This window comes from Arthrobacter sp. Leaf141 (assembly GCF_001424565.1).
Lineage (GTDB): Bacteria > Actinomycetota > Actinomycetes > Actinomycetales > Micrococcaceae > Arthrobacter.
Genome location: NZ_LMOL01000045.1, coordinates 104,395 through 129,563 on the forward strand (window position 1 = coordinate 104,395; position 25,169 = coordinate 129,563).

The 25,169-nt window shown below is 67.4% G+C and carries 24 protein-coding genes; 6 read left to right on the forward strand and 18 right to left on the reverse strand.

From position 1 onward, the window contains the following. The first annotated feature begins 5 nt into the window (after positions 1–5). Positions 6–893: a carbohydrate ABC transporter permease gene (locus ASF72_RS19105; protein WP_056601549.1), complete on the forward strand. Its 888-nt coding sequence runs from the start codon at positions 6–8 to the stop codon at positions 891–893. Beyond that, on the forward strand, positions 893–1,813 hold the full coding sequence (locus tag ASF72_RS19110) for a carbohydrate ABC transporter permease (RefSeq protein WP_056601552.1): 921 nt from the start codon (positions 893–895) through the stop codon (positions 1,811–1,813). The genes ASF72_RS19105 and ASF72_RS19110 overlap by 1 nt, the downstream gene beginning before the upstream one ends. On the opposite strand, the gene ASF72_RS19115 is transcribed toward ASF72_RS19110, so the two are convergent. The 5 genes from ASF72_RS19115 to ASF72_RS19135 all read right to left on the reverse strand — a co-directional run bounded on the left by ASF72_RS19115 (position 1,810) and on the right by ASF72_RS19135 (position 9,712). Beyond that, positions 1,810–4,068: a glycoside hydrolase family 78 protein gene (locus ASF72_RS19115; RefSeq protein ID WP_056601555.1), complete on the reverse strand. Its 2,259-nt coding sequence runs from the start codon at positions 4,066–4,068 to the stop codon at positions 1,810–1,812. The genes ASF72_RS19110 and ASF72_RS19115 overlap by 4 nt on opposite strands. A 37-nt stretch (positions 4,069–4,105) precedes the next feature. Further along, entirely contained in the window at positions 4,106–5,101 is a 996-nt protein-coding gene (locus tag ASF72_RS19120) for an oligopeptide/dipeptide ABC transporter ATP-binding protein (protein WP_056601558.1), read from the reverse strand. Next, the gene (locus ASF72_RS19125; RefSeq protein ID WP_056601561.1) at positions 5,098–7,155 is read right to left on the reverse strand and encodes a dipeptide/oligopeptide/nickel ABC transporter permease/ATP-binding protein; all 2,058 of its coding nucleotides are present in this window, start codon (positions 7,153–7,155) and stop codon (positions 5,098–5,100) included. The genes ASF72_RS19120 and ASF72_RS19125 overlap by 4 nt, the downstream gene beginning before the upstream one ends. Then, on the reverse strand, positions 7,152–8,093 hold the full coding sequence (locus ASF72_RS19130) for an ABC transporter permease (protein WP_056601564.1): 942 nt from the start codon (positions 8,091–8,093) through the stop codon (positions 7,152–7,154). Before ASF72_RS19130 ends, ASF72_RS19125 begins: the two co-directional genes overlap by 4 nt. Before the next feature lie 62 nt (positions 8,094–8,155). Continuing rightward, the gene (locus tag ASF72_RS19135) at positions 8,156–9,712 is read right to left on the reverse strand and encodes an ABC transporter substrate-binding protein (RefSeq protein ID WP_056601567.1); all 1,557 of its coding nucleotides are present in this window, start codon (positions 9,710–9,712) and stop codon (positions 8,156–8,158) included. Positions 9,713–9,936: 224 nt separating this feature from the next. Between ASF72_RS19135 and ASF72_RS19140 the strand changes: the two genes are divergently transcribed. Both ASF72_RS19140 and ASF72_RS19145 read left to right on the forward strand, forming a co-directional pair. Next, complete coding sequence (locus tag ASF72_RS19140) at positions 9,937–11,190, forward strand: glycoside hydrolase family 1 protein (RefSeq protein ID WP_056601569.1); 1,254 nt, start codon at positions 9,937–9,939, stop codon at positions 11,188–11,190. 85 nt (positions 11,191–11,275) lie between these two features. Then, on the forward strand, positions 11,276–11,566 hold the full coding sequence (locus ASF72_RS19145; protein WP_056601572.1) for a hypothetical protein: 291 nt from the start codon (positions 11,276–11,278) through the stop codon (positions 11,564–11,566). Here the strand turns inward: ASF72_RS19145 and ASF72_RS19150 are convergent. After that, complete coding sequence (locus ASF72_RS19150; protein WP_050684275.1) at positions 11,551–12,303, reverse strand: GAF and ANTAR domain-containing protein; 753 nt, start codon at positions 12,301–12,303, stop codon at positions 11,551–11,553. The genes ASF72_RS19145 and ASF72_RS19150 overlap by 16 nt on opposite strands. Positions 12,304–12,405: 102 nt before the next feature. Between ASF72_RS19150 and ASF72_RS19155 the strand changes: the two genes are divergently transcribed. Then, entirely contained in the window at positions 12,406–13,992 is a 1,587-nt protein-coding gene (locus tag ASF72_RS19155) for a carboxylesterase/lipase family protein (protein ID WP_056601575.1), read from the forward strand. A 36-nt stretch (positions 13,993–14,028) separates the two neighbouring features. Here ASF72_RS19155 and ASF72_RS19160 read toward each other — a convergent pair whose 3' ends face one another. Continuing rightward, complete coding sequence (locus ASF72_RS19160; RefSeq protein WP_056601578.1) at positions 14,029–14,469, reverse strand: SRPBCC family protein; 441 nt, start codon at positions 14,467–14,469, stop codon at positions 14,029–14,031. 147 nt (positions 14,470–14,616) lie between these two features. Between ASF72_RS19160 and ASF72_RS19165 the strand changes: the two genes are divergently transcribed. Further along, positions 14,617–15,069 carry a DapH/DapD/GlmU-related protein gene (locus ASF72_RS19165; RefSeq protein ID WP_050684215.1) on the forward strand — a complete coding sequence of 151 codons (453 nt, stop codon included), beginning with the start codon at positions 14,617–14,619 and terminating at the stop codon, positions 15,067–15,069. On the opposite strand, the gene ASF72_RS19170 is transcribed toward ASF72_RS19165, so the two are convergent. The 11 genes from ASF72_RS19170 to arfA all read right to left on the reverse strand — a co-directional run bounded on the left by ASF72_RS19170 (position 15,047) and on the right by arfA (position 24,837). Next, entirely contained in the window at positions 15,047–16,126 is a 1,080-nt protein-coding gene (locus ASF72_RS19170; protein ID WP_056601581.1) for a HoxN/HupN/NixA family nickel/cobalt transporter, read from the reverse strand. The two genes, ASF72_RS19165 and ASF72_RS19170, sit on opposite strands and share 23 nt — an antisense overlap. Next, on the reverse strand, positions 16,126–17,085 hold the full coding sequence (locus ASF72_RS19175; protein ID WP_082484588.1) for an urease accessory protein UreD: 960 nt from the start codon (positions 17,083–17,085) through the stop codon (positions 16,126–16,128). The genes ASF72_RS19170 and ASF72_RS19175 overlap by 1 nt, the downstream gene beginning before the upstream one ends. Beyond that, positions 17,082–17,699, reverse strand: a complete 618-nt coding sequence (gene ureG, locus ASF72_RS19180) for an urease accessory protein UreG (protein WP_050684213.1) — start codon at positions 17,697–17,699, stop codon at positions 17,082–17,084. The genes ASF72_RS19175 and ureG overlap by 4 nt, the downstream gene beginning before the upstream one ends. Before the next feature lie 13 nt (positions 17,700–17,712). After that, positions 17,713–18,381, reverse strand: coding sequence for an urease accessory protein UreF (locus ASF72_RS19185; protein WP_056601587.1), 669 nt, complete (start codon positions 18,379–18,381; stop codon positions 17,713–17,715). 210 nt (positions 18,382–18,591) lie between these two features. Beyond that, positions 18,592–19,071 (reverse strand): urease accessory protein UreE, encoded by a 480-nt coding sequence (gene ureE, locus ASF72_RS19190; protein ID WP_050684211.1) that lies wholly within the window; start codon positions 19,069–19,071, stop codon positions 18,592–18,594. A gap of 16 nt (positions 19,072–19,087) precedes the next feature. Continuing rightward, complete coding sequence (gene ureC / locus ASF72_RS19195) at positions 19,088–20,833, reverse strand: urease subunit alpha (RefSeq protein ID WP_056601590.1); 1,746 nt, start codon at positions 20,831–20,833, stop codon at positions 19,088–19,090. Further along, complete coding sequence (locus ASF72_RS19200) at positions 20,830–21,171, reverse strand: urease subunit beta (protein ID WP_050684209.1); 342 nt, start codon at positions 21,169–21,171, stop codon at positions 20,830–20,832. The genes ureC and ASF72_RS19200 overlap by 4 nt, the downstream gene beginning before the upstream one ends. Before the next feature lie 11 nt (positions 21,172–21,182). Then, positions 21,183–21,485: an urease subunit gamma gene (locus ASF72_RS19205; RefSeq protein ID WP_050684208.1), complete on the reverse strand. Its 303-nt coding sequence runs from the start codon at positions 21,483–21,485 to the stop codon at positions 21,183–21,185. 96 nt (positions 21,486–21,581) lie between these two features. Beyond that, on the reverse strand, positions 21,582–22,586 hold the full coding sequence (locus tag ASF72_RS19210; protein ID WP_056601592.1) for a LacI family DNA-binding transcriptional regulator: 1,005 nt from the start codon (positions 22,584–22,586) through the stop codon (positions 21,582–21,584). A gap of 115 nt (positions 22,587–22,701) precedes the next feature. Next, positions 22,702–23,286: an HhH-GPD-type base excision DNA repair protein gene (locus tag ASF72_RS19215; RefSeq protein WP_050684206.1), complete on the reverse strand. Its 585-nt coding sequence runs from the start codon at positions 23,284–23,286 to the stop codon at positions 22,702–22,704. Positions 23,287–23,346: 60 nt separating this feature from the next. Then, positions 23,347–24,837: an arabinosylfuranosidase ArfA gene (arfA, locus tag ASF72_RS19220; RefSeq protein ID WP_056601767.1), complete on the reverse strand. Its 1,491-nt coding sequence runs from the start codon at positions 24,835–24,837 to the stop codon at positions 23,347–23,349. Positions 24,838–25,169 lie beyond the last annotated feature (332 nt).

Sequence of the window (25,169 nt, forward strand, 5' to 3'; positions counted from 1 at the left end):
AGGCGATGACAGCAACAACACTTACCCCCCGCCCCAAACGCAAAGTGGAGAAGATCTACTACGCGTTCCTCGTCCCGAGCCTGGTGCTCTTCACCCTCTCCATCACATTGCCGGCCATCATCGGCATCTTCTTCAGCTTCACCAACTCCATCGGGTTCGGCGACTGGGACTTTGTAGGCCTGATCAACTACGTTGCCCTGTTCTCCGACCCCGCCGTCCTGGCCAGCTACCTGTTCACCTTCGGTTTCGCGGCCGTGACGGTGGTCCTGGTGAACGTCCTGGCCTTCCTCCTGGCGGTGGGGCTCACCGCCAAGATCAGGCTGAAGACCAGCCTGCGCGCGGTCTTCGTGATCCCCATGGTCATCTCCGGCATCATCATCGCCTACGTCTTCAACTTCCTGTTCTCCAACTCGCTGCCGGAACTGGGGCAGGCGGCCGGCGTGGGCTGGCTGAGTGAAAGCATCCTGGCCAATCCTGAGTTGGCCTGGATCGGCGTCGTCCTGGTCACCACCTGGCAGGCCATTCCCGGAACGCTGCTGATCTACATCGCCGGCCTCCTGGCAATCCCCGGCGACGTTTATGAGGCCGCCGACCTGGACGGCGCCGGCAAGTTCGCGCAGCTGGTCCGGATCACGCTGCCCCTCGTGGCCGGCTATATCGTGATCAACGTCCTGCTGGGCTTCAAGAACTTCCTTAACGCCTATGACGTGATTGTGGGTCTCACCAACGGCGGCCCCGGCACCGCCACCCGGAGCATCCCCATGACCATCGTCACCGGGTTCACCGGCGGCGACTACGCCTACCAAATGGCCAACGCCGCCATGTTCTTCATCATCGTGGTGGCCATTTCCCTGCTCCAGCTCCGGATCACCCGCGGAAGGAACGCGCTCTGATGACCATCCTCAACACCCCCGCCATCGAGGGCGCCGAAACCGCGACGGCCGCCGGCACCAAGGCACCCCGCCGCGCCGCAGCGTCACCCCGGAGCCGGGGCGACAAGGCCAACTGGCCACTGACCACCATCCTGGTGCTATGCGCGCTGACCGTTGTGGTGCCGCTGTACGTGACCATCTCCATGGCGTTCAAAACCCAGGCGCAGGCAGTGGACGGCAACGCTTTCTCCCTGCCCGCACCGTTCAGCCTCGAAGGCTTCACCACCGCCTGGAACCTGACCAACTTCCCTGCAGCCTTCGCCGTCACCGTCCTCATCACGGCCGGCACCGTCGCCGGTACCGTCATCCTGGGCGCCCTCGCCTCGTTCGCCATTTCCCGGAACTGGGACCGCAAACTGTTCCGGTATTCGTTTTTCTACCTTCTGGCTGCGATGTTCATCCCGTTCCCCGTGGTGGCGCTCCCCCAGATCCAGCTGACCGGCCTGGTGGGCTTGGACAACCCCGCCGGCGTGGTCCTGCTGCACATCATGTTCCAGCTCAGCTTCAGCATCCTGCTGTTCACGGCGTTCCTCCGTTCCATCCCGGCGGAACTGGAGGAAAGCGCCAGGATCGACGGCGCCAGCACCTGGCAGACGTTCTGGCAGCTCATTTTCCCGCTGCTGGCGCCCATGAGCGCCACCGTGGGGATCTTCGCCTTCCTGGCCTCCTGGAACGACTTCATGATGCCGTCGCTGATCACCTCGGACCCCGCCCTGCAGACCCTCCCAGTGGTGCAGAGCATCTTCCAGACGCAGTTCAGCAACAACTACAACGTGTCCTTCGCGTCGTACCTGATGGCCATGGCGCCGGCCATCATCGTCTACCTGTTCTGCCAGCGCTGGGTCATGGAAGGTGTCACGCAGGGCGCCGTCAAGGGCTAAAACACGTGGCTGCCGCCCTGGACGGTGAACCGTTCCCGGCCCGGCAGGTCGACGTCGGCGCTCACGCCGGCCGGGACGGTGGCCTCCACGGCCAGCCGGCCGTCCACCATCCGCCAATCAACCCGGACCTGCCCCGCGGGCGTCGCGAGGCTGGTCCGGGCCCAGTCGATGCCGGCGCCGGGCTGCGGGGCAATGAGGATCCTGGCGTAGCCCGGCTCCAGCGGCCTGATGCCGCCCACCACCTTGTGCATCCAATCCGCCACGGCCCCCAGGGCGTAGTGGTTGAAGCTGGTCATCTCGCCGGGGTTGATGGATCCGTCCGGAAGCATCGAATCCCAGCGTTCCCACACCGTGGTGGCACCCATGGTCACGGGGTACAGCCAGGACGGGCACTGCTCCTCCAGGAGGAGCCGGTACGCGTCTTCCAGGTGGCCGGTGTCCGTGAGCGCGTGGGTGATGAACGGCGTCCCGGCGAATCCGGTGGACACGCGGTAGCCGTTCTTCCGGACCAGCTGGGCCAGGCGGTTGCCGGCGAAGTCGCGCAGTTCCGGGGTTTCCAGCACGTCGAACGCGATGGCCAACGCGTACACGGTGCTGCAGTCGCTGTGGATGGTGCCGTCAGCGGCCACGTAGTACTTGGCGAACGACCTCTGCACGCGGGCCGCGAGCGCTTCGAAGTACTCCGATTCCTCCGGTTTGCCCAGCAGCCGGGCCGTTTCCGCAGTGATCCGGGCCGTCCGGTACAGGCAGGCGGTAGCCACCACACCGGTGTCGGCCTTGGCAGCCCACGGCTGGTCCGGCGCGGCGTCCGGGTCCAGCCAGTCGCCGAACTGGAAGCCCTGGTCCCACAGCCCTTCGGGGGACAGCAGCGTTTCCACCCGGCGGGTGTGCGAGGCCATCGAGGCGTACTGGTTCCGCAGCACGCCGAGGTCGCCGTAGGCTTCCCACAGCGCCCACGGCACCCAGACTGACGCTTCGCTCCACAGGGCGGAGGACTCGGGTTTGGGGAATTCGGGCGGCTGCGGGCAGTACTTCAGCGCGTCAGGTACGGTGATGGGGACCAGCCCGTCCGCGGCTTCCTGCTCCGCGGCGAGGTCCAGCAGCCAGTCCTGCAGGAAGCCCTGCACGTCGTAGAGGAACGCGGCGGTGGGGGCGAACACACCGATGTCGCCGGTCCAGCCAAGCCGTTCGTCCCGCTGCGGGCAGTCGGTGGGCAGGTCGAGGAAGTTCCCGCGCAGCCCCCACACGATGTTGCTGTGCAGCTGGTTCACCAGCGGGTTGGAGCATTCGAACTCACCGATCCGCTCCAGCTCCGAGTGCACCACCACCGCTTCGAGCGAATCCGTGGTGAGGGTGCCGGGCCAGCCCGTGACCTCGGCGTAGCGGAACCCGTGGAATGTTTTGGTGGGCTCGAAGAAGTCGCTGCCACCGGAGAGGATCAACGTGTCCGCCGCCTTCGCTGAGCGGAGCGGCCGGACCCCCAGTTCACCGTCTTCGAGGACCTCTGCGTGCCGCAGGGTGATCGCGGCGCCGGCCTCGCCCTGGACGGTGAACCTCAGCCAGCCCACCAGGTTCTGGCCGAAGTCCACCAGCGTTTTGCCGGTGGGTGAGGTAAGGATTTCCACAGGGCGGACGACGCCGGTACGCACCACGGGCGGGCCAACCGGCGTTGCCAGCCGGCCGGCGTCGAACGCCAGGGTCCGCACCCCGGCCCACCCGCCGTCGGGCTGCGCCGCGAACCCGGGAGCCGACCAGCCTGGCTGGACCCGTCGGGCGTCCACAACCTGCCCGTCGTAAAGGTCGTTGAACGTCGTGGCGGACGGGCCTGCCTGCCAGGTGTCATCGGAGGCGACGGTCTGGACGTGGCCGTCCGCGAAGGTGATGTCCAGCTGGCCGAAAAACCCCAGCTCACTGCCGTACAGGTTGGACTCGCCATGCCAGGCCAGCCGGCCGCGGTACCAGCCGTTCCCCAGTTCCACGCCGAGGACGCTCTCCTGTCCCAGCAGGGCAGTGACGTCGTAGCTGCGGTAGCGGAGCCGCCATTCGTAGGAGCTCCAGCCCGGGCTCAGGACGTCATCCCCCACCGGGCTGCCGTTGATGAAAGCCTCGTAGACGCCGAAGGCGGTGGCCCGCAGGGTGGCTGAGGCCACGGCGCCGTGGCCCGTGTCCAGGGCGAACTCCTTCCGGAGCCGCGGGGCGCCGTCGAACTCCTGGGTGGGCGTGATCATGGCAGCCTGCCACGGGGTCGAAGTCATGGGGATCCGTTCTGAAAGTGCGGGTGGAAAAAGGTGTTCAGGCATAGTGGCATGCTACGTCCGCGCCGCCCACCCGGCGCAGGGCAGGGCGTTCGTCGCGGCAAAGATCCGTGGCGAGGGGGCAGCGCAGCCGGAACGGGCACCCGCCGGGGGCTGGGGTGGCTGCGGCGCCGGTCCGGATGCCCAGGGATTCGCGAGCCTCGCGGCGGGCGGCCTGTTCGGCGGGGCGGGGTACGGGCGAAGCCGCCACAAGCGCCTGCGTGAAGGGGTGCCGCGGGTTGCCGGTGACCTCATCGGCGGGGCCGTTTTCCATCACCTGGCCGCGGTAGAGGACCACCACCCGTTCGGCGAGGAACCGGACCACGGCGATGTCGTGGGCAATAAAGAGGTAGCTCAGGCCCCGCTCGTCCCTGAGGTCCGCGAGCAGGTTCAGCACCTGGGCCTGGGTGGAAAGGTCCAGCGCGCTGACGGCCTCATCGCAGACCACCAGCTTGGGATCGCAGATCAGGGCCCGGGCCACGGAGATCCGCTGGCGCTGGCCGCCGGAAAACTGGCTGGGGTACCGGTCCACCGCGTCCCGCGGCAGGCCAACACGTTCCAGCATGTCTTCCGCCTTGCTCCGGGCCTCCGCCGCTGCGGCGCCGCGGAGCTTGAGTGGTTCCATCAGGGAAGCGCCCACGGTGTTGCGCGGGTTCAGGGACGAGTTGGGGTCCTGGAAGACGGCCCGGAGTTCCCCGCCAAGCGCGCGGCGCTGGCCGGGCCCGGCGGCCGTGATGTCCGTGCCCTGGTAGGCGATGGATCCGCCGGAGACCTTCTGCAGGCCCAGGATGGCTTTGCCGATGGTGGACTTTCCGGAGCCGGACTCCCCCACCAGGCCCACGGTTTCGCCGGGCGCGATGTCGAAGCTGACGCCGTCCACGGCCGCGGGGGAAGCCGCGGCTTTCCGGCCGCGGCCGTAGCGGACCACAAGGTCCTTGACCGCCAGCATGGGCGCCGTGGTGGTGCCGGGCCGGGCCGGTGTTTCAATGCTCATGCCAGGTCCTTTTCGGTGACGTTCAGCTGTTCCGGGGTCAGGTCCAGCAGCCGGTGGGGTGCCACGTCGGTGGCCACCCAGTCCAGGCCTTCGACGGCAAGTTCGTCCGCCTTGACGCACCGGACCAGGCCCGAGCCGGTTCCGGAGGACAGCAGCGGAACCGGAGCCAGGCACGCCGAGCCGGCAAACTGGCAGCGGGCCGCGAAGCGGCAGCCGGAGGGCCAGTCCTTGGGCTGCGGGACCTGGCCTTGAATCGTGGCGAGGCGCTCGGGCATGTCCGTGTGGTTGGCGTGCGGGTCGGCGGCGAGCAGCGCGAGGGTGTACGGGTGCCGCGGGTCATCGAGGATGTCGGCCGTCCGGCCGTTTTCCACCACCTGGCCGGCGTACATCACTGCCACCTGGTCGCAGATGTCCGCCACCACACCAAGGTCGTGCGTCACCATCACCACGGACATCCCCGTTTCCTTGACCAGGCCCCGGAGCAGGGAGAGAATCTCGGCCTGGACGGTGACGTCCAGGGCGGTGGTGGGCTCGTCTGCCACCAGCAGCCGGGGTTTCCCGGCCAGGGCCAGGGCGATTGCAACGCGCTGGGCCATGCCGCCGCTGATCTGGTGCGGGTAGGTTTTCAGGATCCCGGCGGCGTCCACGATGCCCACCTTCTCCAGCAGGCTGAGGGCTTCGGCGCGGGAAGCGTTCCGGCCCATGCCCCGGAGCCGCCGGATGGTGGCGGTGAGCTGGTAGCCCACCGTGAACATGGGGTCCAGCGCCCGCATGGGTTCCTGCGAGATCAGGGCGATGTCCCGGCCGCGGATGCCTTCCATTTCCTTGTCCGTGGCGGCGGCAAGGTTCATGCCGTTCCAAAGGATCCGGCCATCGGCTGCAGATACGCCGGAGGGCAGCAGGCCCAGGAGCGCCAGCGCGGTCATGGTTTTGCCGCAACCGGATTCGCCCACCAGGCCCAGGACGGTGCCCTGCTCGACGTCGAAGGAGACGTCCGTGACCAGGCGGACACCGTTGTCCACACCTACGGAGAGGTTGCGGACGCTGAGCAGGCCCTTCGCCAGGCCGTCCGGCGCGTCGGCGGCGCCCGCGGCGGACACTGCCTTGGCCCGTTGACGGCGCGCTGCGGCGGAGGGCAGGTGGGAGGCGGCCGCGTTGGGCGCCTTGCCCAGGGCGTTGCCGATCGCGTTGGCGGCCAGTACTGTCAGTGCCAGCACCACGCCGGTGGGGACCATCATCCACGGCGCGTCGTAGACGTGCTGGGAAGCGCCCTGGATCATGCCGCCCCAGCTGGGCTCGGGGATGGGCGGGCCAAAGCCGATGAACGCCAGGCCTGCCTGGATGAGCATGCCGACGGCGAAGATCAGCGCGGCCTGGACCACAATGGTGTTGACCAGGCCCGGGAACACGTGGCGGAGGCTGATGCCCAGGGCACCCATGCCGTCCACCTTGGCGGCATCCACATAGAGCTGGGACTGCAGGGACTTCGCCTGGCCCAGCATCACCCGGTAGATGCCGGCGGAGATCAGGACACCCAGGATGGCCATGATGAGGGGGATGTTGGTGCCCACGGCGCCGATCACTGCCAGGATGATGACGGTTCCCGGCAGGGACATCATGACTTCCGTGACGCGGCTGATGACCGCCTCGGCGCGGTCGCCCGCCCCGGCCGCGGCCATGGCAAGGATGGTCCCGAGGCCGACGCCCACCAGCACCGTGATCATTGAGGTCCCCAGGGTGCCGGCGGCGGCAGCGAAAATGCGGCTGAGGATGTCGCGGCCCAGTTCGTCGGTGCCCAGCCAGTGCGCGGCGGTGGGGCCGGACAGGACGGCGGTGAAATCCTGGTCCTCGGTCCGGAACGGCAGCCAGAGCGGCGCCGTCAGGGAGGCGGCCACTATGGCGGCCAGCCAGATGAGCCCGGCCACGGCGCCCGGCGAGGCGAAAAGCCGGTGCCGGGAGAACCTGGTGAGGGCTGCCTTTCCGGGGGTGCCCGCCGGGGCAAGGGCCGGCGTCGCGGTGGAATCTGCTGGGGCGGGGGCAACGTTGGGGATCATGAGGCACGCAACTTCGGGTCGAGGAACTTGGTGGCGAGTTCCAGCACCAGGTTGACGGCGACCACCACCACGGTGGCGATCACCACCACGCCTTGCACGGCGGGGGCGTCGTGGGTGCTGACGGAGGTCTGGACGGCCTGGCCCAGGCCCGGCATGGCGAACAGCTGCTCGGCGATGACCGAACCGCCGAACAGGCCGATGAACTGCAGCGCGATCCCGGCCACGATGGGCAGCGAGGCGTAGCGCAAAGCGTGGACATAGAGGATTTTCCAGGTGGGCGTGGCCGTGGCGCGGAGCGTCCGGATGTGTTCCTGCTGCAGCGCCTCGAGCATGGAGGCCCGGGTCTGCCGGGCGATGAACGCCGCCCCGCCCACGGCCAGGGTGATGACCGGCAGGGCCAGGGACAGCGCCCAGTCCTGCGGGGAAACCTCGAACGGGACGTAGCCGGTGGCGGGGAAGACTGAGGACTGGACGGCGAAGAGGTACACAAAGATGATGCCGATCCAGAACGCCGGCAGGGCCACGAGGAGCCCTACAAACCCGCCGATCAGCTGGTCCAGCAGGCCGCCGCGGACGGCGGCTGTGACGCCCAAAGCGATGCCCAGGACGGCGCTGAGCAGTGTGGCGCCGGCGGCGAGGGAAGCGGTGACCGGCAGGCGGGACGCCAGGTCCGCACTGACGGACCGGCCGTCAATCAGCGAGGTGCCCAGGTTGCCCTGAACCGCGTCCCCCAGCCAGCGGAAGAACTGGCTGAACAATGGATCGGACCAGCCGAGGCGCTGGTTCACCTCATCGATGGCTTCCTGTGAGGCGCCGGCGCCCAGCGAAACCGCTCCGGGACTGCCGGGCATCGCGTGCACCAGCAGGAATGCCAGTACCGCAACCACCAGCACGGTGGCCAGCGCCATCAACAGGCGCTTGGCGACGAACAATGCCATGGTGACCTCCGTTGGTCAGGCCGGGCGCGGCTTCCGCAGAAGCCGCGCCCGGCGGGGTTGTGTCAGTTGGTGGGCTTGAAGGACGAGAGCAGCGGGTAGGAGTTGGAGCCTGCGAACTCCACTTCCGAGACCTTCTTGGTGTTGTAGCCCCAATTGGAGAGGGACTCGAACAGCGGGATCATCCAGCCGGACTCCACCAGGCGGGTGTTGAGCTTGGTCAGTGCCGTCTTCCGGGCAGCGTCGTCCTTGGCAGCGGCAACCTCTCCGGTGGCGGCGGACAGCTGGTCATCGGTGGCCTTCTGGACGTTGGTGAAGCCGTTCAGGATGGCCCCGTACATCAGGCCCAGCGGGTTGTCCCAGGTCAGCGGCGCGTAGCCCAGCGGGGTGGTGGCGACGGCGGCGAATGCCTCGTCCGTGGAGGCGGCCATCTTCACGTTCATGGTGATGCCCACGGCAGCGAGGTCCTTCTGGATGGCCTGCAGGTCGGTCTGGGTCTGGGCGCCGGCGATGATGGTGAACTCGAAGCCGTTGGCGTAGCCGGCTTCCGCGAGCAGGCTCTTGGCCTTTTCCGGGGAGTAGGCAAACCGGGTATCCAGCTCCGTGGTGAAGCCGGCGGAATCCTTGGGCAAAGCGTTCCAGGCCGGGACGTCACCCTTGTGGAGCGCGTCCACCAGGGCTTTGCGGTTGATGGCGTACTGAATGGCCTGCCGGACTTTCTCCTCCGCGAAGGCGGGAGCAGTCTTGCCGGTCTTGTCGAAGGAAATCATGGTCTGGACGGTGCCGCCGATCTGCGACACCCCCACGCCCTTGGACTTGGCGAAGTCCACCGTGGGAGAGGTCAGCTGGGCGACGTCGGCCTGGCCGGAGACCAGTGCGTTGGCGCGGGCCTGCGGGTCCAGGATGACGCTGAAGACGATCTTGTTGTAGGCGTAATCGGCGGCGTCGGCATTTTTGTCGTTTTTGACCAGCACGTACTTGTTGCCCTTAACTGTGCTGGCATCAAGGGTGTAGGGGCCGGAGCCGTCCGGCTTGGTGGCCAAGCTGGCGGAGTCGGCCACGCCCGTCTTGCCAACGATCATGCCCATGGTGGAGGTCAGGTTCTTCTCGAAGCCCGGCTGGGCCTTGGCGAAGGTGATGGCCACCTGGGTGGGGCTGACGACGTCGACACTGCTGATTTCCTGCGCCCCGCCCTTGGCGATGGCTGAGTAGGTGCTCAACGCGGCGTCCGTGCGGCGGTCCAGGTTTGCCTTGACCAGGGCGGCGTCCAGGGTGGAGCCGTCGGTGAAGGTGACACCTTCCTTGAGGGTCAGCGTCAGCACCGTGCTGTCCGCGTTGTAGGCGAAGGCGGACGCCAGGCCGGGGCCGGCGGAGCCGTCCGGCTGCAGGTCCAGGAGGGTGTCGTAAAGTCCTTCCATAAACTGACGCTGGGCGTCAGCCACCCGGATGGGGTCGTAGCCGAACGACGCGGAGTCGCTCTCCACGCCGATGGTCAGGGTGGTTTTGTCAACGGCCGTGTTGGCAGTCTGGGTGCCGCCGCCACAGGCAGCCAGGGAACCCATCAGCAGGGCGCCGGCCAGGACGGCGGCGCTCCCCCGGCTCTTGGTGGTCTGAAGTCTCATTGGTGCGCCTTCGCATTCGTGTTGGACAACGGAGAAAGTAAACATGTGGTGTGCCGGCAGCTGCCTGGCTCCCCTCAAGGATCAGCCGCAGCGAATTCCCGCGGACATGAGAATGTCATTGATTGAAAATGTATTGTGGCGCCGGTCACGCCGGGCCGGAGGATGGATAAAAGGGCAGCGACGCCCGGCGCCCGTCAGCGGGCGCCCCTTACGAAAGGATCAACATGGCCACCCAATCCCAGTTCCCGCAGGACTTCCTCTGGGGCGTAGCCACCGCCGGCCACCAGGTGGACGGCGGCAACGTCAACAGCGACGCCTGGTTCCTGGAACACCTGCCGGGAACGTCCTTCGCGGAGCCGTCCGGCGATGCGATCGACCACTACCACCGCTACCGTGAGGACATCGCCCTGATCGCCGGGCTGGGCTTCACCAGCTACCGCTTCTCACTGGAATGGGCCCGGATTGAACCCGCCGAAGGGCTCTTTTCCGTCGCGGAACTGGAGCACTACCGGCGGGTCCTGCTGGCCTGCCACGAGCACGGCCTCACACCGGTGGTCACGTTCCACCACTTCACCTCCCCCCGGTGGCTGCTGCAGGCCGGTGGCTGGGAGGACTCCCGCACCCCTGAACTCTTTGCCCGCTACTGCGACCGGGTCATGGCCCACCTGGGTGATTTGATCGGCGTGGCCTGCACCCTGAACGAACCCAACCTCGGCCCCCTCCTGGCCAACTTCGGCCTTCCCGTGGCAGCCCCCGGGCAGCGCGGTTCCCTGCCCATGTGGGTCTCTGCCGGCGAAAAGCTGGGCATCCCGGCGGAGCAGGTCTCCTACTTCCAGTTCGCAGCCTCTGAGGCGGCCTTCGAGGTGGGCGTCGCCGCGCACCGGGCCGGAACGGCCGCCATCAAGGCCCACCGGCCGGACCTGCTGGTGGGCTGGACCCTTGCCAACTCGGACATCCAGTCCGTGGACGGCGGCGCCGAACGGGCCGACCAGGTGCGCCGGGACGTCAACGAACGCTTCCTGCTGGCCTCGCGGGGCGACGACTTTGTGGGGATCCAGACCTACGGGCGGACGGTATTCAGCGCCGGGGGCCTGGCGCCGGCTCCGGCCGGCGCCCCGACCAACCAAAGCGGTGAGGAAATTTATCCGCAGGCTCTCGAAGCCACCATCCGGGAGGCTGCCCGGGTGGCAGGGGTTCCCGTGATCGTCACGGAGAACGGGCTCTCCACCGATGACGACGCCCAGAGGGTGGCATACCTAGAAACCGCGGTGGCCGGGGTAGCGTCCTGCCTCGCGGACGGGATCGATGTCCGAGGGTATATCGCCTGGTCAGCGTTTGATAACTACGAATGGATTTTCGGGTACGGGCCCAAGTTCGGCCTCATTGCCGTGGACCGGACCACCCAGCAACGCACCCCCAAGGAAAGCGCGCGCTGGCTGGGCCGGATGGCCCAGGACCAAGTATCGCAGCCGGTCTGAAAAAAGTTTGGAAGTCCACCCATCCATCGGCCCGTCCGCTCCGAATGCCTTGCGATCTATACTTTCCAAGACTGAGGACGGGACCATGGATGAGGCGGACCAGCAGGTACTGACCGGCGGTGTCATCACCGAACACGGCCTGGATCCGACGCACCTTTGGCTGGAATACATCGCGTTGGGTGGCGATGCCCCGGAACAGGACCTCCGGTCCTACCTGGCGGGGAACCTGAAGCTGCCCGCCAAGGACAGGGACGCCCTGGCGCAGGCCATCAACGAGCACTGCGCAGCCAACAGCCTGCTGGGCAGGGTGCCGCTCAGCGATTTCCCGTTGGCCGGCCGCCCCACGGATTTCCAGGATCCCTACTCGTCGAAGTAGGTAATGACCCGGCCTTCACCTGCCACTGAGGTGATGACCGCTCCCGCAACGTCCCGGAGTTTCAGGTTGCGGCTGTTGGAGGCGTTCAGCAGCACCCGGAACGCCGAATCCTGGTCGCACTTGTTCTGGGCCATGATGGCGCCGGTGGCAAGGTCAATCACGGTGCGGGACTTCATGGCGGCGCTCATGCCGTCACGGGTCTCGCGCAGTTTGGTCATCCGCAGCGCCAGGGTGAGGCCCTTGGATGCCTGGGCCACAAAACCTTCGGCCCGCTCAAAGCCGCCGTCGGCGAACCCATCCCGGCGCCTGCTGTAGATGCTGACCAAGCCGGTGGCGTCGTCGTCGAGCTGCAGTGGCAGGCAGAGGACAGAAGCGATCCCCTGCCGGCGGGCCGCGCCGGCATAATCGGGCCACCGCTCTTCCAGGGACAGGTCCGGGCTCAGGACGCCGGCGCCTGAACGGTCCGCGTCCACCCCCGGCCCGTCGCCGTTCCTGCCTTCCAGGAGCATCAGGAGCCGGGCGCGCGGATCGCTTCCCACCACCACCAGGGGCTTCTTGGGGCGGGCCAGGCTGATCCCGCACCAGAGGCCGCACTCCGGGGTCCCCAGCGCGGTGGCCGCATGACCGGCGACAGCTGCGAGGAGGCCCTCGGCATCGGTGTCGGCAAGGACCAGGTCCTGCACATGCGCCGCCACAGCAGCAAACAGCCCGCTGTCCGGGCATTCGGCGTCAGCCAAGAATTTTTCCCCTCCGTCTTTAAGGAAAGCCACATCACTATGGCCGCTCACTGCCAAACGGTGACTCCACCCTACCCGCGGCCACCCCGTAACGTGGCACCCATGAAGCTTGCCCACACGCAGCAGGGAACTGTCCAAGGCACCACCGCCACTGTGGACGGCACCCTGGTCCACCGGTTCCTCGGAATTCCCTACGCCGCGCCCACCGGCGGGCAGCGTTTCCGTCCGCCTGTTCCCGCCCCTGCCTGGCCGGGCATCAGGGACGCTGCCGGCCCCGGCCCCGCCGCGCCGCAGAACCCCGACCTGCAGGCACCGCCGGGCTCCACGCCCAGGCGTTGGAGCGAGGACTGCCTCAACCTCAACGTGTGGACGCCGGAATCCGGGGCCGGGTCTGACCGACCAGTGCTGGTGTGGGTCCACGGCGGCGCTTACCTCAGCGGCGCCAACAGCGATGCCATGTACGACGGCGGCGCCCTGGCTGCCGCCGCGGGTGCCGTTGTGGTGGCCGTCAACTACCGGCTGGGTGCGCTGGGTTTCCTGCATCTGCCGGAGCTGTTGGGCCCTGAGTACGCCGATTCGTCCCACGTTGGCCTGCTGGACATCCTGGCAGCGCTGCGCTGGGTGCGCCGGAACATTGCCGGTTTCGGCGGCGACCCGCAGAACGTGACCGTCTTTGGCGAGTCCGCGGGCGCCGCAGCCATCGGCACCGTGCTGGGCATGCCGGCGTCGGACGGTCTTTTCCGGCGGGCCGTGATGCAGAGCGGCACGGCCGAGCGGTACCGCACCCCGGCGGATTCCGCGCGGCTCACCACGGAATTCCTGTCCTTGTGCGGCCTGGACAGCGGGTCCGCTGCCGGACTGCTGGATTTTCCGGTGGCGGAGCTCCTTGCCGCGCAGGAAAAGCTGGTGCAGCGCACGGCAGCGTCGTCATATGCCGTGCCGTTGCCGTTCCAGCCCACGGTGGGCACGCCGGCCCTGCCGCGGCCGCCGCTGGAGGCGGTCCGGGCCGGGCTGAACGGCGGGGTTGACCTGCTGATCGGGACCAACCTGAATGAAGGCTCCTTCAGTGTGCAACTGCGGCCCGACAACCCGGCCGGACCCGCGTTCACTGATCGGGTGGCATCCGTTCTGGCCGGCGCGGGAATCCCGCGTGCCCATGCCGCGGGCTACGCCGAAGCGCTGGGCCGGGTCCATGCCGCGGCCCCCGGCGCTGCACCAGCATCCGACGGGAAGGTGCTGCTGGAGGCTGCCATCGCGGACTCGGTGTACCGCCAGCCCAGCAACCGCCTGCTGGCCGCCCGGGAGGAGTGGGCCGGCAGTGCTGCGGCCGGCACTGTCCCTGGCCGGAACCATGCGTACCTGTTTACCTGGCCCAGCCCTGCCATGGGCGGCCGGCTGGGCTCCTGCCATGCGTTGGAGATCGCCTTTGTGTTCCGGCACCTCAACTCACCGGAGTCGGCATTCCTCACCAGGGGCACGGCACCGCAGGCCCTTGGCGACACGATGAGCTCCGCGTGGGCAGCCTTCGCCGCGACGGGGATCCCGGTGCTGCCCGGAGCGGAGTGGCCGGAATACGGCGCCCAGCGCGCCACCGTGGTCCTGGATGCCGACGTGAGCGTGGCGATCGACCCGCGCCGGGAGATCCGCGAATTTTTCGAGGCGGCGACCGCCGGGCAACTGGAAGGTTAAGCGGCCCGGCGGTTAACCGGCCCGGCTCAGCGGGACTCAGGCACCGGCCAGTGAGTTGAGTTTGTCCCGGATTCCGTCCAGCGCCGGGTCCCGGAGCGACATAAATGCCGGTTTCAGGAGTGGCTGGATGATTTTGGCCGGGCCGTTGATGCTGAACTCGGCCTTGTAGTCCACCACGGACCCGGTGCCGGCGGGCCGGACCTCGATGGTGTCCAGTGCGGTGACGGTCTTGTTGTGGCCGCGGAGCTTGATATGGCCTGCGGAAAGTTCAATCACAACGTACTCGAGTGACTGCCGTTTTCCCCGGAACTCGGCCTCTGCGTGGTACTTGTGGCCCACTGCCACCGGGCCGGGTGTCAGCTTGTCCATGACCGGCGTGCTGGGGTCCCACTGGCTGGTGTTCTCGAACTCGCTCAGGAAGGCAAAGGCCTTATCCGCGGACAGTTTGGTTTCAACGCTTCCGGCAACAGTGATCATGGCTCCAGTCTAGGAAGCCCGTCGCAGGAAACACAGACCCCCCGCCGTGGGGCCGGACACCGGAAAACGTTGCCGTCCCGGGAATCCTTCACGGTTCCGGACCGTTAACTGAGAGTCTGGTACGCCATTGAATGGACAAGGAAGTACATGAACGCCAAATTTGAATCAGTGGAAGACGACGCCGGCAAGATCACCCGGTACGCCCGGCATGCCAACGGCGGCGGGCTTGTTGCGCCCGGCGCGATGGTGGCCGAAAGCGCGCACATCGGCGCCATGGCCTATGTGGAGCAGGGCGCCCGCGTGGGATCGGGCGCCAGGATCGGCGCCGGCAGCTGGATCGGCCGGGACGCTGAGATCGGCGACCGGGCCGTGGTGGGCGCCGGCGTCCGTGTGGGCCAGGGGTCGATTGTCGGGAACCGGGCACACGTGGGCAGCCACTCCCGGATCGGCGCTGGAGTGCTGATCGGGCACGGCGTGCACCTGGTGGCGGATGCGACAGTGCCTGACGGCGGCCGGGTCACGTTGCGCCGGTCGGCACCCCGGCAGGCAGCGGCCACCCGGCAGCACCGCTCCCAGGTCAAGGATGGGATGGCGGCCTGAGCCCGGCGGCCGGGGAGTTTCCGGAGCGGCCCAGCAACGCCGCCGCAGCCCACACGGCCAGCAGCAGGGCCACCAGGAGCAGGCCCGCTTCGCCCAGGTCGATCGACCCCAGCCATCCGGTCAGCGGATCGTCCAGGGCAAACGCGGCGTCGAAGAAGCCGCCCAGCGTGATCACGGCGATGAACAGGGCCGAGACGGCTGAAATGCCGGTCACCGCGGCGTTGAAACCCAGTTTGCGCTGCGGGTCATCAAGCGCGGACCGGTACATCCGCATCATCGCCACTCCGTTGAGGGAGTCGCAGAGGGTCATCGCGGCCGTGAAAGCGAGCGGCAGGGCCAGCAGGGCGATGGGTGGTACCCCGGCCAGGGACGCGGCAGTGGTCATCATCAGCAACCCGATGGTCGTGGCGGTGTCGAACCCCAGCCCGAACAGGAATCCGATCACGTAGATGTTCCGTGGCCGCCGCACCCTGGCCAGCGGCCGGGCCAGGAGCTTCGCCACGAGGCCCGCGGGCTCCAGGTCGCGCGCCTCGATGGCGCCCCCGGCCCGGGCCCTGCGGTAGGCGCGCGCGGAGCGGGTGAACGCTGATCCGTTGAACAGGCCCATGGCCAGCAGGAACAGGCCCGAGACGCCGCTCCCGATCAACCCGAGCACCAGGTTGCCGGTTGTCCCCTCCTGCATGGATTCGCCCACCGCGGCGGCGCCCGCGATTACCAGGATCCCCGCAAGGGTAACCACCGAGCTGTGTCCCAGGCTGAACGCGAAGCCGACACTGACCGGGTCCTGGCGCTGCGCCACGAACTTGCGGGTGGAGTTGTCGATCGCAGCCAGGTGGTCCCAGTCGTAGCTGTGCTTGACGCCGGCCAGGTAGGCGGTGAGCAGCAGGCCCAAGGTGAGGACCTGCCCGCCGGGCGCGCCGCCGCCGCCCACCAGCAACAGCACAACGGCGGCAACATGAAGCAGGGCCACGGCGCCGAAGGTAAACATCAGCCGGGTCCGGATGGGCAGGGCTTCCCGCTCGCGGTAGAAGGTGGCGAGGTGGGTCATGGCGGTCATCAGTGCTTCCTCAGGTTCAGGGGTTCCTGTCCGTGCCAGCGCGCACGGAGCAGGTTGGTGCAGGCAGCGAGCAGCCGGTTGAGCTCACCGGTACTGTCAGACAAGGCCCGCAGCACCAGGCCCGTGGTTCCCGCCACGGTCCGGGTGAGTGAGACACCGGCCAAGGCGTCGAACCCGGCGGTGCGCAGGTGCAGCTCGTCGGCGAGCGCCTGGTCAACCCGTGCGTCCACCACCACCAGGGAGCCCAGATGGCTGAAGCCTTCCATAAAGCCCAGGCCCGTGACGTCGCGTGCCGGCGGCTGGATCAACAGGTTATCGAGCAGCAGAAGCTCCAAGCCGCCGTCGTCAGCCAGGACCCGCACCTCGTTCCGGAGCCGGACTTCCTCGTAGCCGAACGCGGCGCCGTCCGGCGACCAGCCAGGGGTCACCACCTCGGCCATCACCAGGGCCGACGACGGCCGGACCGTAAACGCGGAATGTTGCCGGTAGCTGGCCTCGCGGTAGGCGATCAGCTGGTCCGGCATCAGCTCCAGCCTGGCGCCCTCCCCCAGCCGCACGGCCATCCGCTGCTCGGCAAACGACCCGGGAGTCCGGTAAACCTTGGTAGCCGACTGAGTGGTCAGCAAAAGATCAGCCCCGGCCCGGACCTCAACATCCAGCAAAAATAGGTCAGCCCCAAGGTAAGCCCCACCAGGATTCACAACGACGTAGCAAACCTGCCCGGAGCCATCAAGGTAATGCGGCCGCAACACGCGAAGAGCACCTCGATGGTACTGACTGGACGCGATCGACCTTCCTCCGCGCATCTCGATGCCCAGCTCCAGTTGACCCCTCGCCGGGCGCTTAGCGGCCGCGGATGAAGGGGGCCGCGGCGTGGCGGGCACCGCGGAGCGGGCACGGCGCCCTTCATCCGCGGGCGCCGCCCAAGGTGAGTCAACGACGGAACTGCCGGTGCTCATGTCGCGAGGTCGAGCATCAGGACGTCGCGCCGCACCCATTCGATGACGGCGTCCAGGCCTTCGTCGGTTTTGAGGTTGGTGAAGCAGAAGGGTTTGGCGCCGCGGAACTCGCGGGAGTCCCGCTCCATGACGTTGAGGTCCGCGCCGACGTGGGGGGCCAGGTCGGTTTTGTTGATGATGAAGAGGTCGGACTTGATCATGCCCTGGCCGGCTTTGCGGGGGATCTTTTCGCCCTGGGCCACGTCGATGATGTAGATCGAGAAGTCCACCAGTTCGGGGCTGAAGGTGGCGGAGAGGTTGTCACCGCCGGATTCAACGAAGATGACCTGCAGGTCGGGGTGGCGGGCCTTGAGCTCCTCGATGGCCGCGGTGTTCATGGAGGTGTCTTCGCGGATGGCGGTGTGGGGGCAGCCGCCGGTTTCCACGCCGATGATGCGGTCCACGGGGAGGATGCCGTTGGCGGCCAGGATTTTGGCGTCCTCGATGGTGTAGATGTCGTTGGTGATGGCGGCCATGGAAATGTCGCCGCTCATGTGCCGGGTGAGGCGCTCCACCAGCTGGGTTTTGCCGGCGCCCACCGGTCCGCCGATGCCGATTTTGATGGGTTCACTCATGGGTTTCCTCCTGCTAGCTCATGAACATCCGGGCACGTTGACGCTCGTGCCGCATTTGAAAAATTTCCAGGCCGGGACTGACGGCGCCGAAGTCGTCAGGTGTGAGGTGCTTGACGCGTTCGACGGCGGCAGCAACGCCGTCGGCCGCCTCCCGCAGGAGCCGCTGCCCGGCGTTCTGGCCCAGCGGGATGGCGCGGACGGCATTTTGCGTCAGCGACGTCACCGTGGCGAAAAGGTAGGCGGCCAGCGCCTCCGCCAGCGGCACGTCCAGGGAGCGGGCGACGACGGCGAACGCCAGCGGCTGGTGCCCCACCGCGCGGCCGCCGCCCACCAGGTCCCGGTACAGCGCCAGTTCAGCGGAAGGAAAGATTTCGCCGCCGATTTCCAGAAGCCGGCCGCCCATCTTGGCGCTGGCCTCCCGGACCTGCCGCGGCAGCAGCGAAGCGGACAACAGCGAATCCAACTCCGCAACATTCCACCCCTCATACAAAAACCGGATGGCCAACCCATCGGAATAAGTCAGCGACTGTGAAATAAACGCCCCCAGCCAGGCCCCAAAAGAAGCCTCATCAGCAACCAGCCCGGCGTCGACATAGCTCTCAAACCCCAGTGAGTGGGCAAAAGCCCCAGTAGGAAGCGCAGAGTCAGTAAGCTGCTGCAGAGCCAGCTGATAAGTCACGATGGGTACCCCGGCGATGGGTGACCAATCGGATCGGCGGAGGCGGGAGATAGGGGCCGCGGCGTGGCGGGCACCGCGGGGGGCCCACTGCCGCGAGGGCCCCGACCCGAGCTTGCGAGGGTTGGGAGCGGCTGGGGACGGGCACGGCCCCTATCTCCCGCCGAAGCAGCACAGCCCCCCACACCCCGTAGCGCACCCAACAAGGCGCCGAACCTAGTGACTGTGCTCAGCATGGCGGAATGGCACGGGCAGAACGCGTTCCTGCCGGGAGTAGGGCACGCCGACGTGGAGCAGGTAGTCCTCGACGGTGTGGTCGTAGGCGCACACCATGACCTCGGCCGCGTAGTCGGAGGTCGAGTCGAAGAACTGGGCCTGGAGGTGGCGGTTGCCCAGGGAATGGGCCACCACGCCCATCTCGTGGAGGGTGCGGGGTGCGATGACCAGCACGTCGGTGGGCAGGACGGAGACAACAATCAGGTTGTTGCCGGAGACGTGCAGGATGTCGCCGTCGCGCAGGTCCCCGGATCCGGAGGGCAGCCGGATGCCGAGTTCCTTGCCGTGGTCGGTGGTGGCGCGCTGGATGCGTTTGACCAGCTGTGCGCTGGGCAGCACCACTTTTTCGTGGTGGAGGCCGGCGTAGGTGTGTGGGTCGGGGAGTTCGTGCAGGTTGCCGAGGACTTTTTCGATGATCATGCGGGGGCTCCCGGGGTTAGAAGAGGAAGTATCGCTGCGCCATGGGCAGCACGTCGGAGGGCTCGCAGGTGACGTCCTCGCCGTCGACCGTCACCTGGTACGTTTCCGGGTCCACCTGGATGTCGGGGGTGGCGTCGTTGTACTTGAGGTCGGCTTTGGTGAGGGTGCGGATGCCGGAGACCGGCCGGATGACCTTTTCCAGGCCCAGCTCCGCGGGGACGCCGGCGTCGATGGCGGCCTGGGACAGGAAGGTGATGGAGGACTGCTGCAGGGCTTTCCCGAAGGTGGCAAACATGGGCCGCATGGTGCGCGGCTGAGGGGTGGGGATGGAGGCGTTGGCGTCACCCATCAGGGCATAGGCAATCTGCCCGCCTTTGAGGACCAGTTCAGGTTTGACGCCGAAAAATGCTGGATCCCACAGGACCAGGTCAGCGAATTTGCCTTCCTCCACGGAACCCACGGAGTCGGCGATGCCCTGGGCGATGGCGGGGTTGATGGTGTATTTCGCCACGTAACGCTTGAGCCGGAAGTTGTCGCTTTCCGCGCCCAGGCCCGCAGCGGCGCCGTGGACTCCGCCGGCGGGGTCCTTGAGCACGCCGCGCTGCTTTTTCATCTTGTCCGCCACCTGCCAGGTGCGGGTGATCACCTCGCCCACCCGGCCCATGGCCTGCGAGTCGGAGGAGGTGATGGCGAAGACGCCCAGGTCCTGCAGCACGTCCTCGGCGGCAATGGTTTCGGCGCGGATGCGGGAATCGGCGAAGGCCACGTCCTCCGGGATGTCCGGGTTCAGGTGGTGGCACACCATCAGCATGTCCAGGTGCTCTTCGATGGTGTTGCGGGTGTACGGCAGGGTGGGGTTGGTGGAGGCGGGCAGGACGTTGGGCATGCCGGCGATTTTAATGATGTCGGGGGCGTGGCCGCCGCCGGCGCCTTCGGTGTGGAAGGTGTGGATGACCCGGCCGCCGATGGCCCGGATGGTGTCCTCCACAAACCCGCATTCGTTCAGGGTGTCGGTGTGGATGGCCACCTGGACGTCGTACTGGTCCGCAACGGTGAGTGACATGTCGATGGAGGATGTGGTGGAGCCCCAGTCCTCGTGGACTTTCAGCCCGATCGCGCCGGCCCGGATCTGCTCGGCGAGGGGTTCGACGGCGGACGCGTGGCCTTTGCCGAACAGCCCGATGTTGATGGGCAGTCCCTCCGACGCCTGCAGCATCCGCTGGATGTGCCATTTACCGGGGGTCACGGTGGTGGCTTTGGTGCCTTCGGCCGGGCCGGTGCCCCCGCCGATCATGGTGGTCACGCCGCTGGTGAGGGCGGTGGGGACCTGGTCCGGGGAGATGAAGTGGATGTGGGTGTCCACGCCGCCGGCGGTGAGGATTTTCCGTTCCCCGGCGATGATCTCGGTGCTGGCGCCGATCACAATGTCCACGCCGTCCGTGATCTGCGGGTTGCCGGCTTTGCCGATTTTGAGGATGTGGCCGTCCTTGAGGGCAATATCCGCTTTGTAGATTCCGGTGCTGTCCAGGATCACGGCGTTGGTGATCACGGTGTCCGGGACGTCCTCATCGCGGGTGGCCTGGCCGTTCTGGCCCATGCCGTCGCGGATCACTTTCCCGCCGCCAAACACCACCTCCTCGCCGTAAACGGTGCGGTCCTGCTCGATTTCGAGGAACAGTTCGGTGTCCGCCAGGCGGATCCGGTCGCCGGTGGTGGGCCCGTACAGGTCGGCGTATTGCCGGCGGGGAATCTCGAAGCTCATGCGGGTTCCTTCACGGTTCCGGGCCGGCCGCCGTCGAGCGGGCCGTTGACGGCGTTGCTGAGCCCGAACACCTCGCGTGCGCCGGCCAGGGCGATCAGCCGGACGGTCCGGGAGTCCCCGGGTTCGAACCGTGCGGCGGTGCCGGCGGGGATGTCCAGGCGGCGGCCGTATGCTGCCGTGCGGTCGAAGGTGAGGGCGGCGTTGGCTTCGGCGAAGTGGAAGTGCGAGCCAACCTGGACCGGCCGGTCGCCGGTGTTGACCACCTGCGCCTCCACCGCATCCCGGCCGGCGTTTGCTGTGACCGGCTCAGGCCGGAGGATGTACTCTCCTGGAATCATGGCGGTGCCCTTCAGCGGATGGGGTCGTGGACGGTGACCAGTTTGGTGCCGTCCGGGAAGGTGGCCTCGATCTGCACGTCATGGATCATCTCCGGGACACCTTCCATCACGTCCTCCCGGCGCAGCAGTGTGGTGCCGTAGCTCATCAGGTCGGCCACCGTGCGGCCGTCCCGGGCCCCTTCGATCAGCTCGTAGCTGATGATGGCCACGGCTTCGGGATGGTTGAGCTTGAGTCCGCGGCCCTGGCGCCGCCGGGCCAGGTCAGCGGCCACCACGATCAGGAGCTTCTCCTGCTCACGCGGCATCAGATGCATGGACTTCCCTTCAACGGCCTGTGGGTGGCACCACACTAAGTGTCAAAGGTTTCGGGGACGTTTCAGGCGTGTAATGGGCCGCTCTCCAGGGCCCGGCTAGGGCGCAGATTCCCGGATCTTCAGCTCGAACGCAGCCTCGACGTGGACTCCGGACGCCGCCGTTTCGGTCCCGCCGATCCGGTCCAGCAGCAGGCTGATGGACCGCTCGGCGATCTCGTCCATGCCGGGCGAGACGGTGGTCAGGGAGGGTGACGCGAAGCGGGCCTCGTCGATGTCGTCGAAGCCTGCCACCGCAACATCCTGCGGCACCCGCACGCCCCGGATCAGCAGTTCGTGCATGGCGCCGAGGGCCAGTGCATCGTTCAGCCCGAACACGGCGTCGAACTCCACCCCGGCATCCAGCAGGCCTGCCACGGCGGCTGCCCCGGCGTCGCGGCGCCAGTCGCCCTTGGTGACAAGCGCGGGGTCGAAGGGGACACCCGCCTCGGCGAGGGCTTCCCGGTAGCCGGTCAGCCGCAGCCCGCCACCGCCGGCAGTCTCGTCCGCGTGTGCCCCGAGGACGGCGATCCGGCGGCGGCCGCCCGCCAGCAGGTGCCGGGTGAGGGCGGCGGCGGCTTCCTGGTTCTTCATGGTCACGAGGTCAAAGCGCGGATCCACCACGTGCTCGCCCAGCATCACCAGGGGCTTGGTGCCCACCCGGGCGGAGATGTCGTCCGCGTCCATCGCCAGCGGCGTGAACAACAGGCCGTCCGTCAGTTGCCGGAAGGGGCCCTGCAGGGCCTTGCGTTCCGCGGCCTGCCCGGCGCCCGACTGCTCCACAAGGACGCGGTAGCCGCGCCGGGAGGCTGCCGTCATCAGCCGGGAGGCCAGCTCCGCGTAGTACGGCGCGGAAAGGTCGGACAGGACCAGGCCCAGCATGGAGGTCTTACCGGAGCGCAGGCTCCGGGCGGTGAGGTTGGCTTCGTAGCCCAGCTCGGCAATGGCATCCTCGACCCGCTGCTTCGTGGCGGGCCTGATGAACTCGTAGTCGTTCAACACGTTGGAGACAGTTTTCAGCGAAACACCGGCCGCCCGTGCAACGTCGTTCATGGTGACCGCCATCAAGGGCTCCTTCGTGTGATCCTGCCGCGTTCCGGATACATCGTTGCAGAACCGGCGGGCCCGCACCGAATCCGCCGCAACAGTGGCAGCCCGGCACCCATCCCGGGCACTGTCCTCAGGCTTTGGCGGCCTTCGCTGCGGCCTTGGCGGCCTGCTTGCTGGCCCTGACTTTGACCAGGGATTCCGGATCCACAATGTCAGCCACGGAAAGGTAGGAACCTGCCTCACCGTAATGGCCCGCAGCCTCCTGCCACCCGGCCGCCGAAAGCCCGCACTGTTTACCCAGCAGCGCCAGGAAGATCCGCGCTTTCTGCTCACCGAATCCGGGCAGCGCCTTGAGCCGTCGGAGCACCTCTGCGCCGTCGGGACCGTCCTGGGTCCAGATATTGGTGGCGTCCCCGCCCCACTCGCCCTGCACGGCTTCCGCCAGCGCCTGGACGCGGCCGGCCATGGAGCCGGGGAACCGGTGCACAGCCGGGCGTTCCTTGAAGAGCTCCACAAAAGCCTCAGGGTTGTGGGCGGCGATGGCCGCCGGTTCCACCGAGCCCAGGCGGGTCCGGATCTTTTCCGGCCCGGCAAACGCGGATTCCATGGTGACCTGCTGGTCCAGCAGCATTCCGGTCAGCAACGCAAAAGCGTCCTCACTCAACAACTTGTCCGCGGCGGGATCCCCCGTGATGTGCAGCTCCATGCCGTCCATCCTCCCACCTGCGGCCGCCGTCGTCATGAGGACGCCTGCGCCGGGCCGTGCAGTGCCGGGTCAGGAACCCACGGACAGCCTGATCATGGACCAGGACACGGCGGGCAGCTCTGCCGTGAGCCGGCCGCCGTCGGCCTTGACCGTGACGTTTTCCGCGGGCAGCACCGAGGTGGAATCGTCAGCGGTGGCCTGCCAGTACGGGTCCTTGTTGGTGTAGGTCAGCGCCTCCACCACGCTCACGTTCCCCAGCGCGGACACAACGGCGTCCAGGCTGAGCGCGTCAGTGGCGGAGCGGTTGACGGCGAACACCACCGCCTCGCCCTTGTCCGCGTCGTAGGTGGCAACGGCTGAGACGGCGGCAAAGTCGGCCGTTTTTCCGCCGCTGACCAGCGGGGATTCGACGGCGAGCTGCAGCACGGTGCCGGCTGCGTGCCGGGACGTCAGCGCAAACGGGTGGAACGTGGTCTGCTTCCAGGCGCGGCCGCCCGGCTCGGTCATGATGGGGGCGATGACGTTGACCAGCTGGGCCAGGCTGGCCGAGTGGACGCGGTCCGTGTTGCGGAGCAGGGTGATCAGCAGGTCGCCTACCACCACGGCGTCGGCCACGGTGTAGGTGTCCTCCAGGAGGACGGGGGCGACGGGCCAGTCCTTGCCGGTGGGGACCTTGGATTCGTCGCGGCTCATGTGCCAGACGTTCCACTCGTCGAAGGAGATGTTGACCTGGCGGCTGGACTTCCGGACCGACTTCACGTGGTCGATGTGGCTGACGATGTCGCGGATGAAGGTTTCCATCCGGTGCCCGGAGGCCAGGTGTTCCTGCAGGTCGCCGAAGTCCTCGAAGTACATGTGGGCGGAGATCAGGTCCACTACGTCGTAGGTTTCAGTGAGCACCACCCGCTCCCATTCGCCGAACGTGTCCATGGTGGGGCCTGAGCTGCCGCAGGCAACCAGTTCCAGGTCCGGGTCGATCATTCGCATGCCGCGGGCCGTGTCGGCCGCCAGCCGGCCGTATTCCTGCGCGTTTTTGTGTCCGATCTGCCAGGGACCGTCCATTTCGTTGCCCAGGCACCACATTTTGATGCCGTAACCCTCCGGGGCGCCGTTGCTCCGGCGCTGTTCGGAGAAGTCCGTTCCGCCGTCGATGTTGCAGTATTCGAGCAGGTCCAGGGCTTCCTGGGTCCCCCGGGTACCCAGGTTGACGGCCATCATGGGTTCAACGCCGGCCTTGGCGGACCACTTGGCGAATTCGTCCACACCCACCAGGTTGGGGTCCGTGGAGTGCCAGGCCAGGTCCAGCCGCACGGGACGCTGGCCGGCCGGGCCCACGCCGTCTTCCCAGCGGTAGCCGGAGACAAAGTTTCCGCCGGGGTAGCGGATGGTGGAGACGCCCAGCTCGCGGGTCAGGTCCAGGACATCGCCGCGGAAGCCGTCCTCGTCCGCCGTGGGGTGCTCCGGTTCGAAGATGCCGGTGTAGACGCACCGGCCCAGGTGTTCGACGAAGGATCCGAAGGTACGCCGCCGGACGGGTCCCACCGCGAACGCGGGATCCATGGTGATCTTCGCTGCGGACTGGTCTGCTGTGGTCACGAAAAAACTTCCTTGTCTGTGTTTTACAACGTTATAGAAATATTGTTGACGGTCCCCGGCGCGGAGTCAAGCACTGCCCGGCGGAGCACGGACCAAGTAGTCCCCCGCAGCAAAGTCGAGTACCGCTTACCCATTCACCGGCGCCGGATACCGCATTAGGTTCTATCTCAGGGCAGGGATGTTTCCCCAGCCTGAGTACTTGGCTCACGAGGGGGTGTGGGGTCCATTCAGACTCACTACGTACGCGCAGATTTCCCGGACCATCTGGCCCGGGTACTGAACGGGGCCGGCGACGA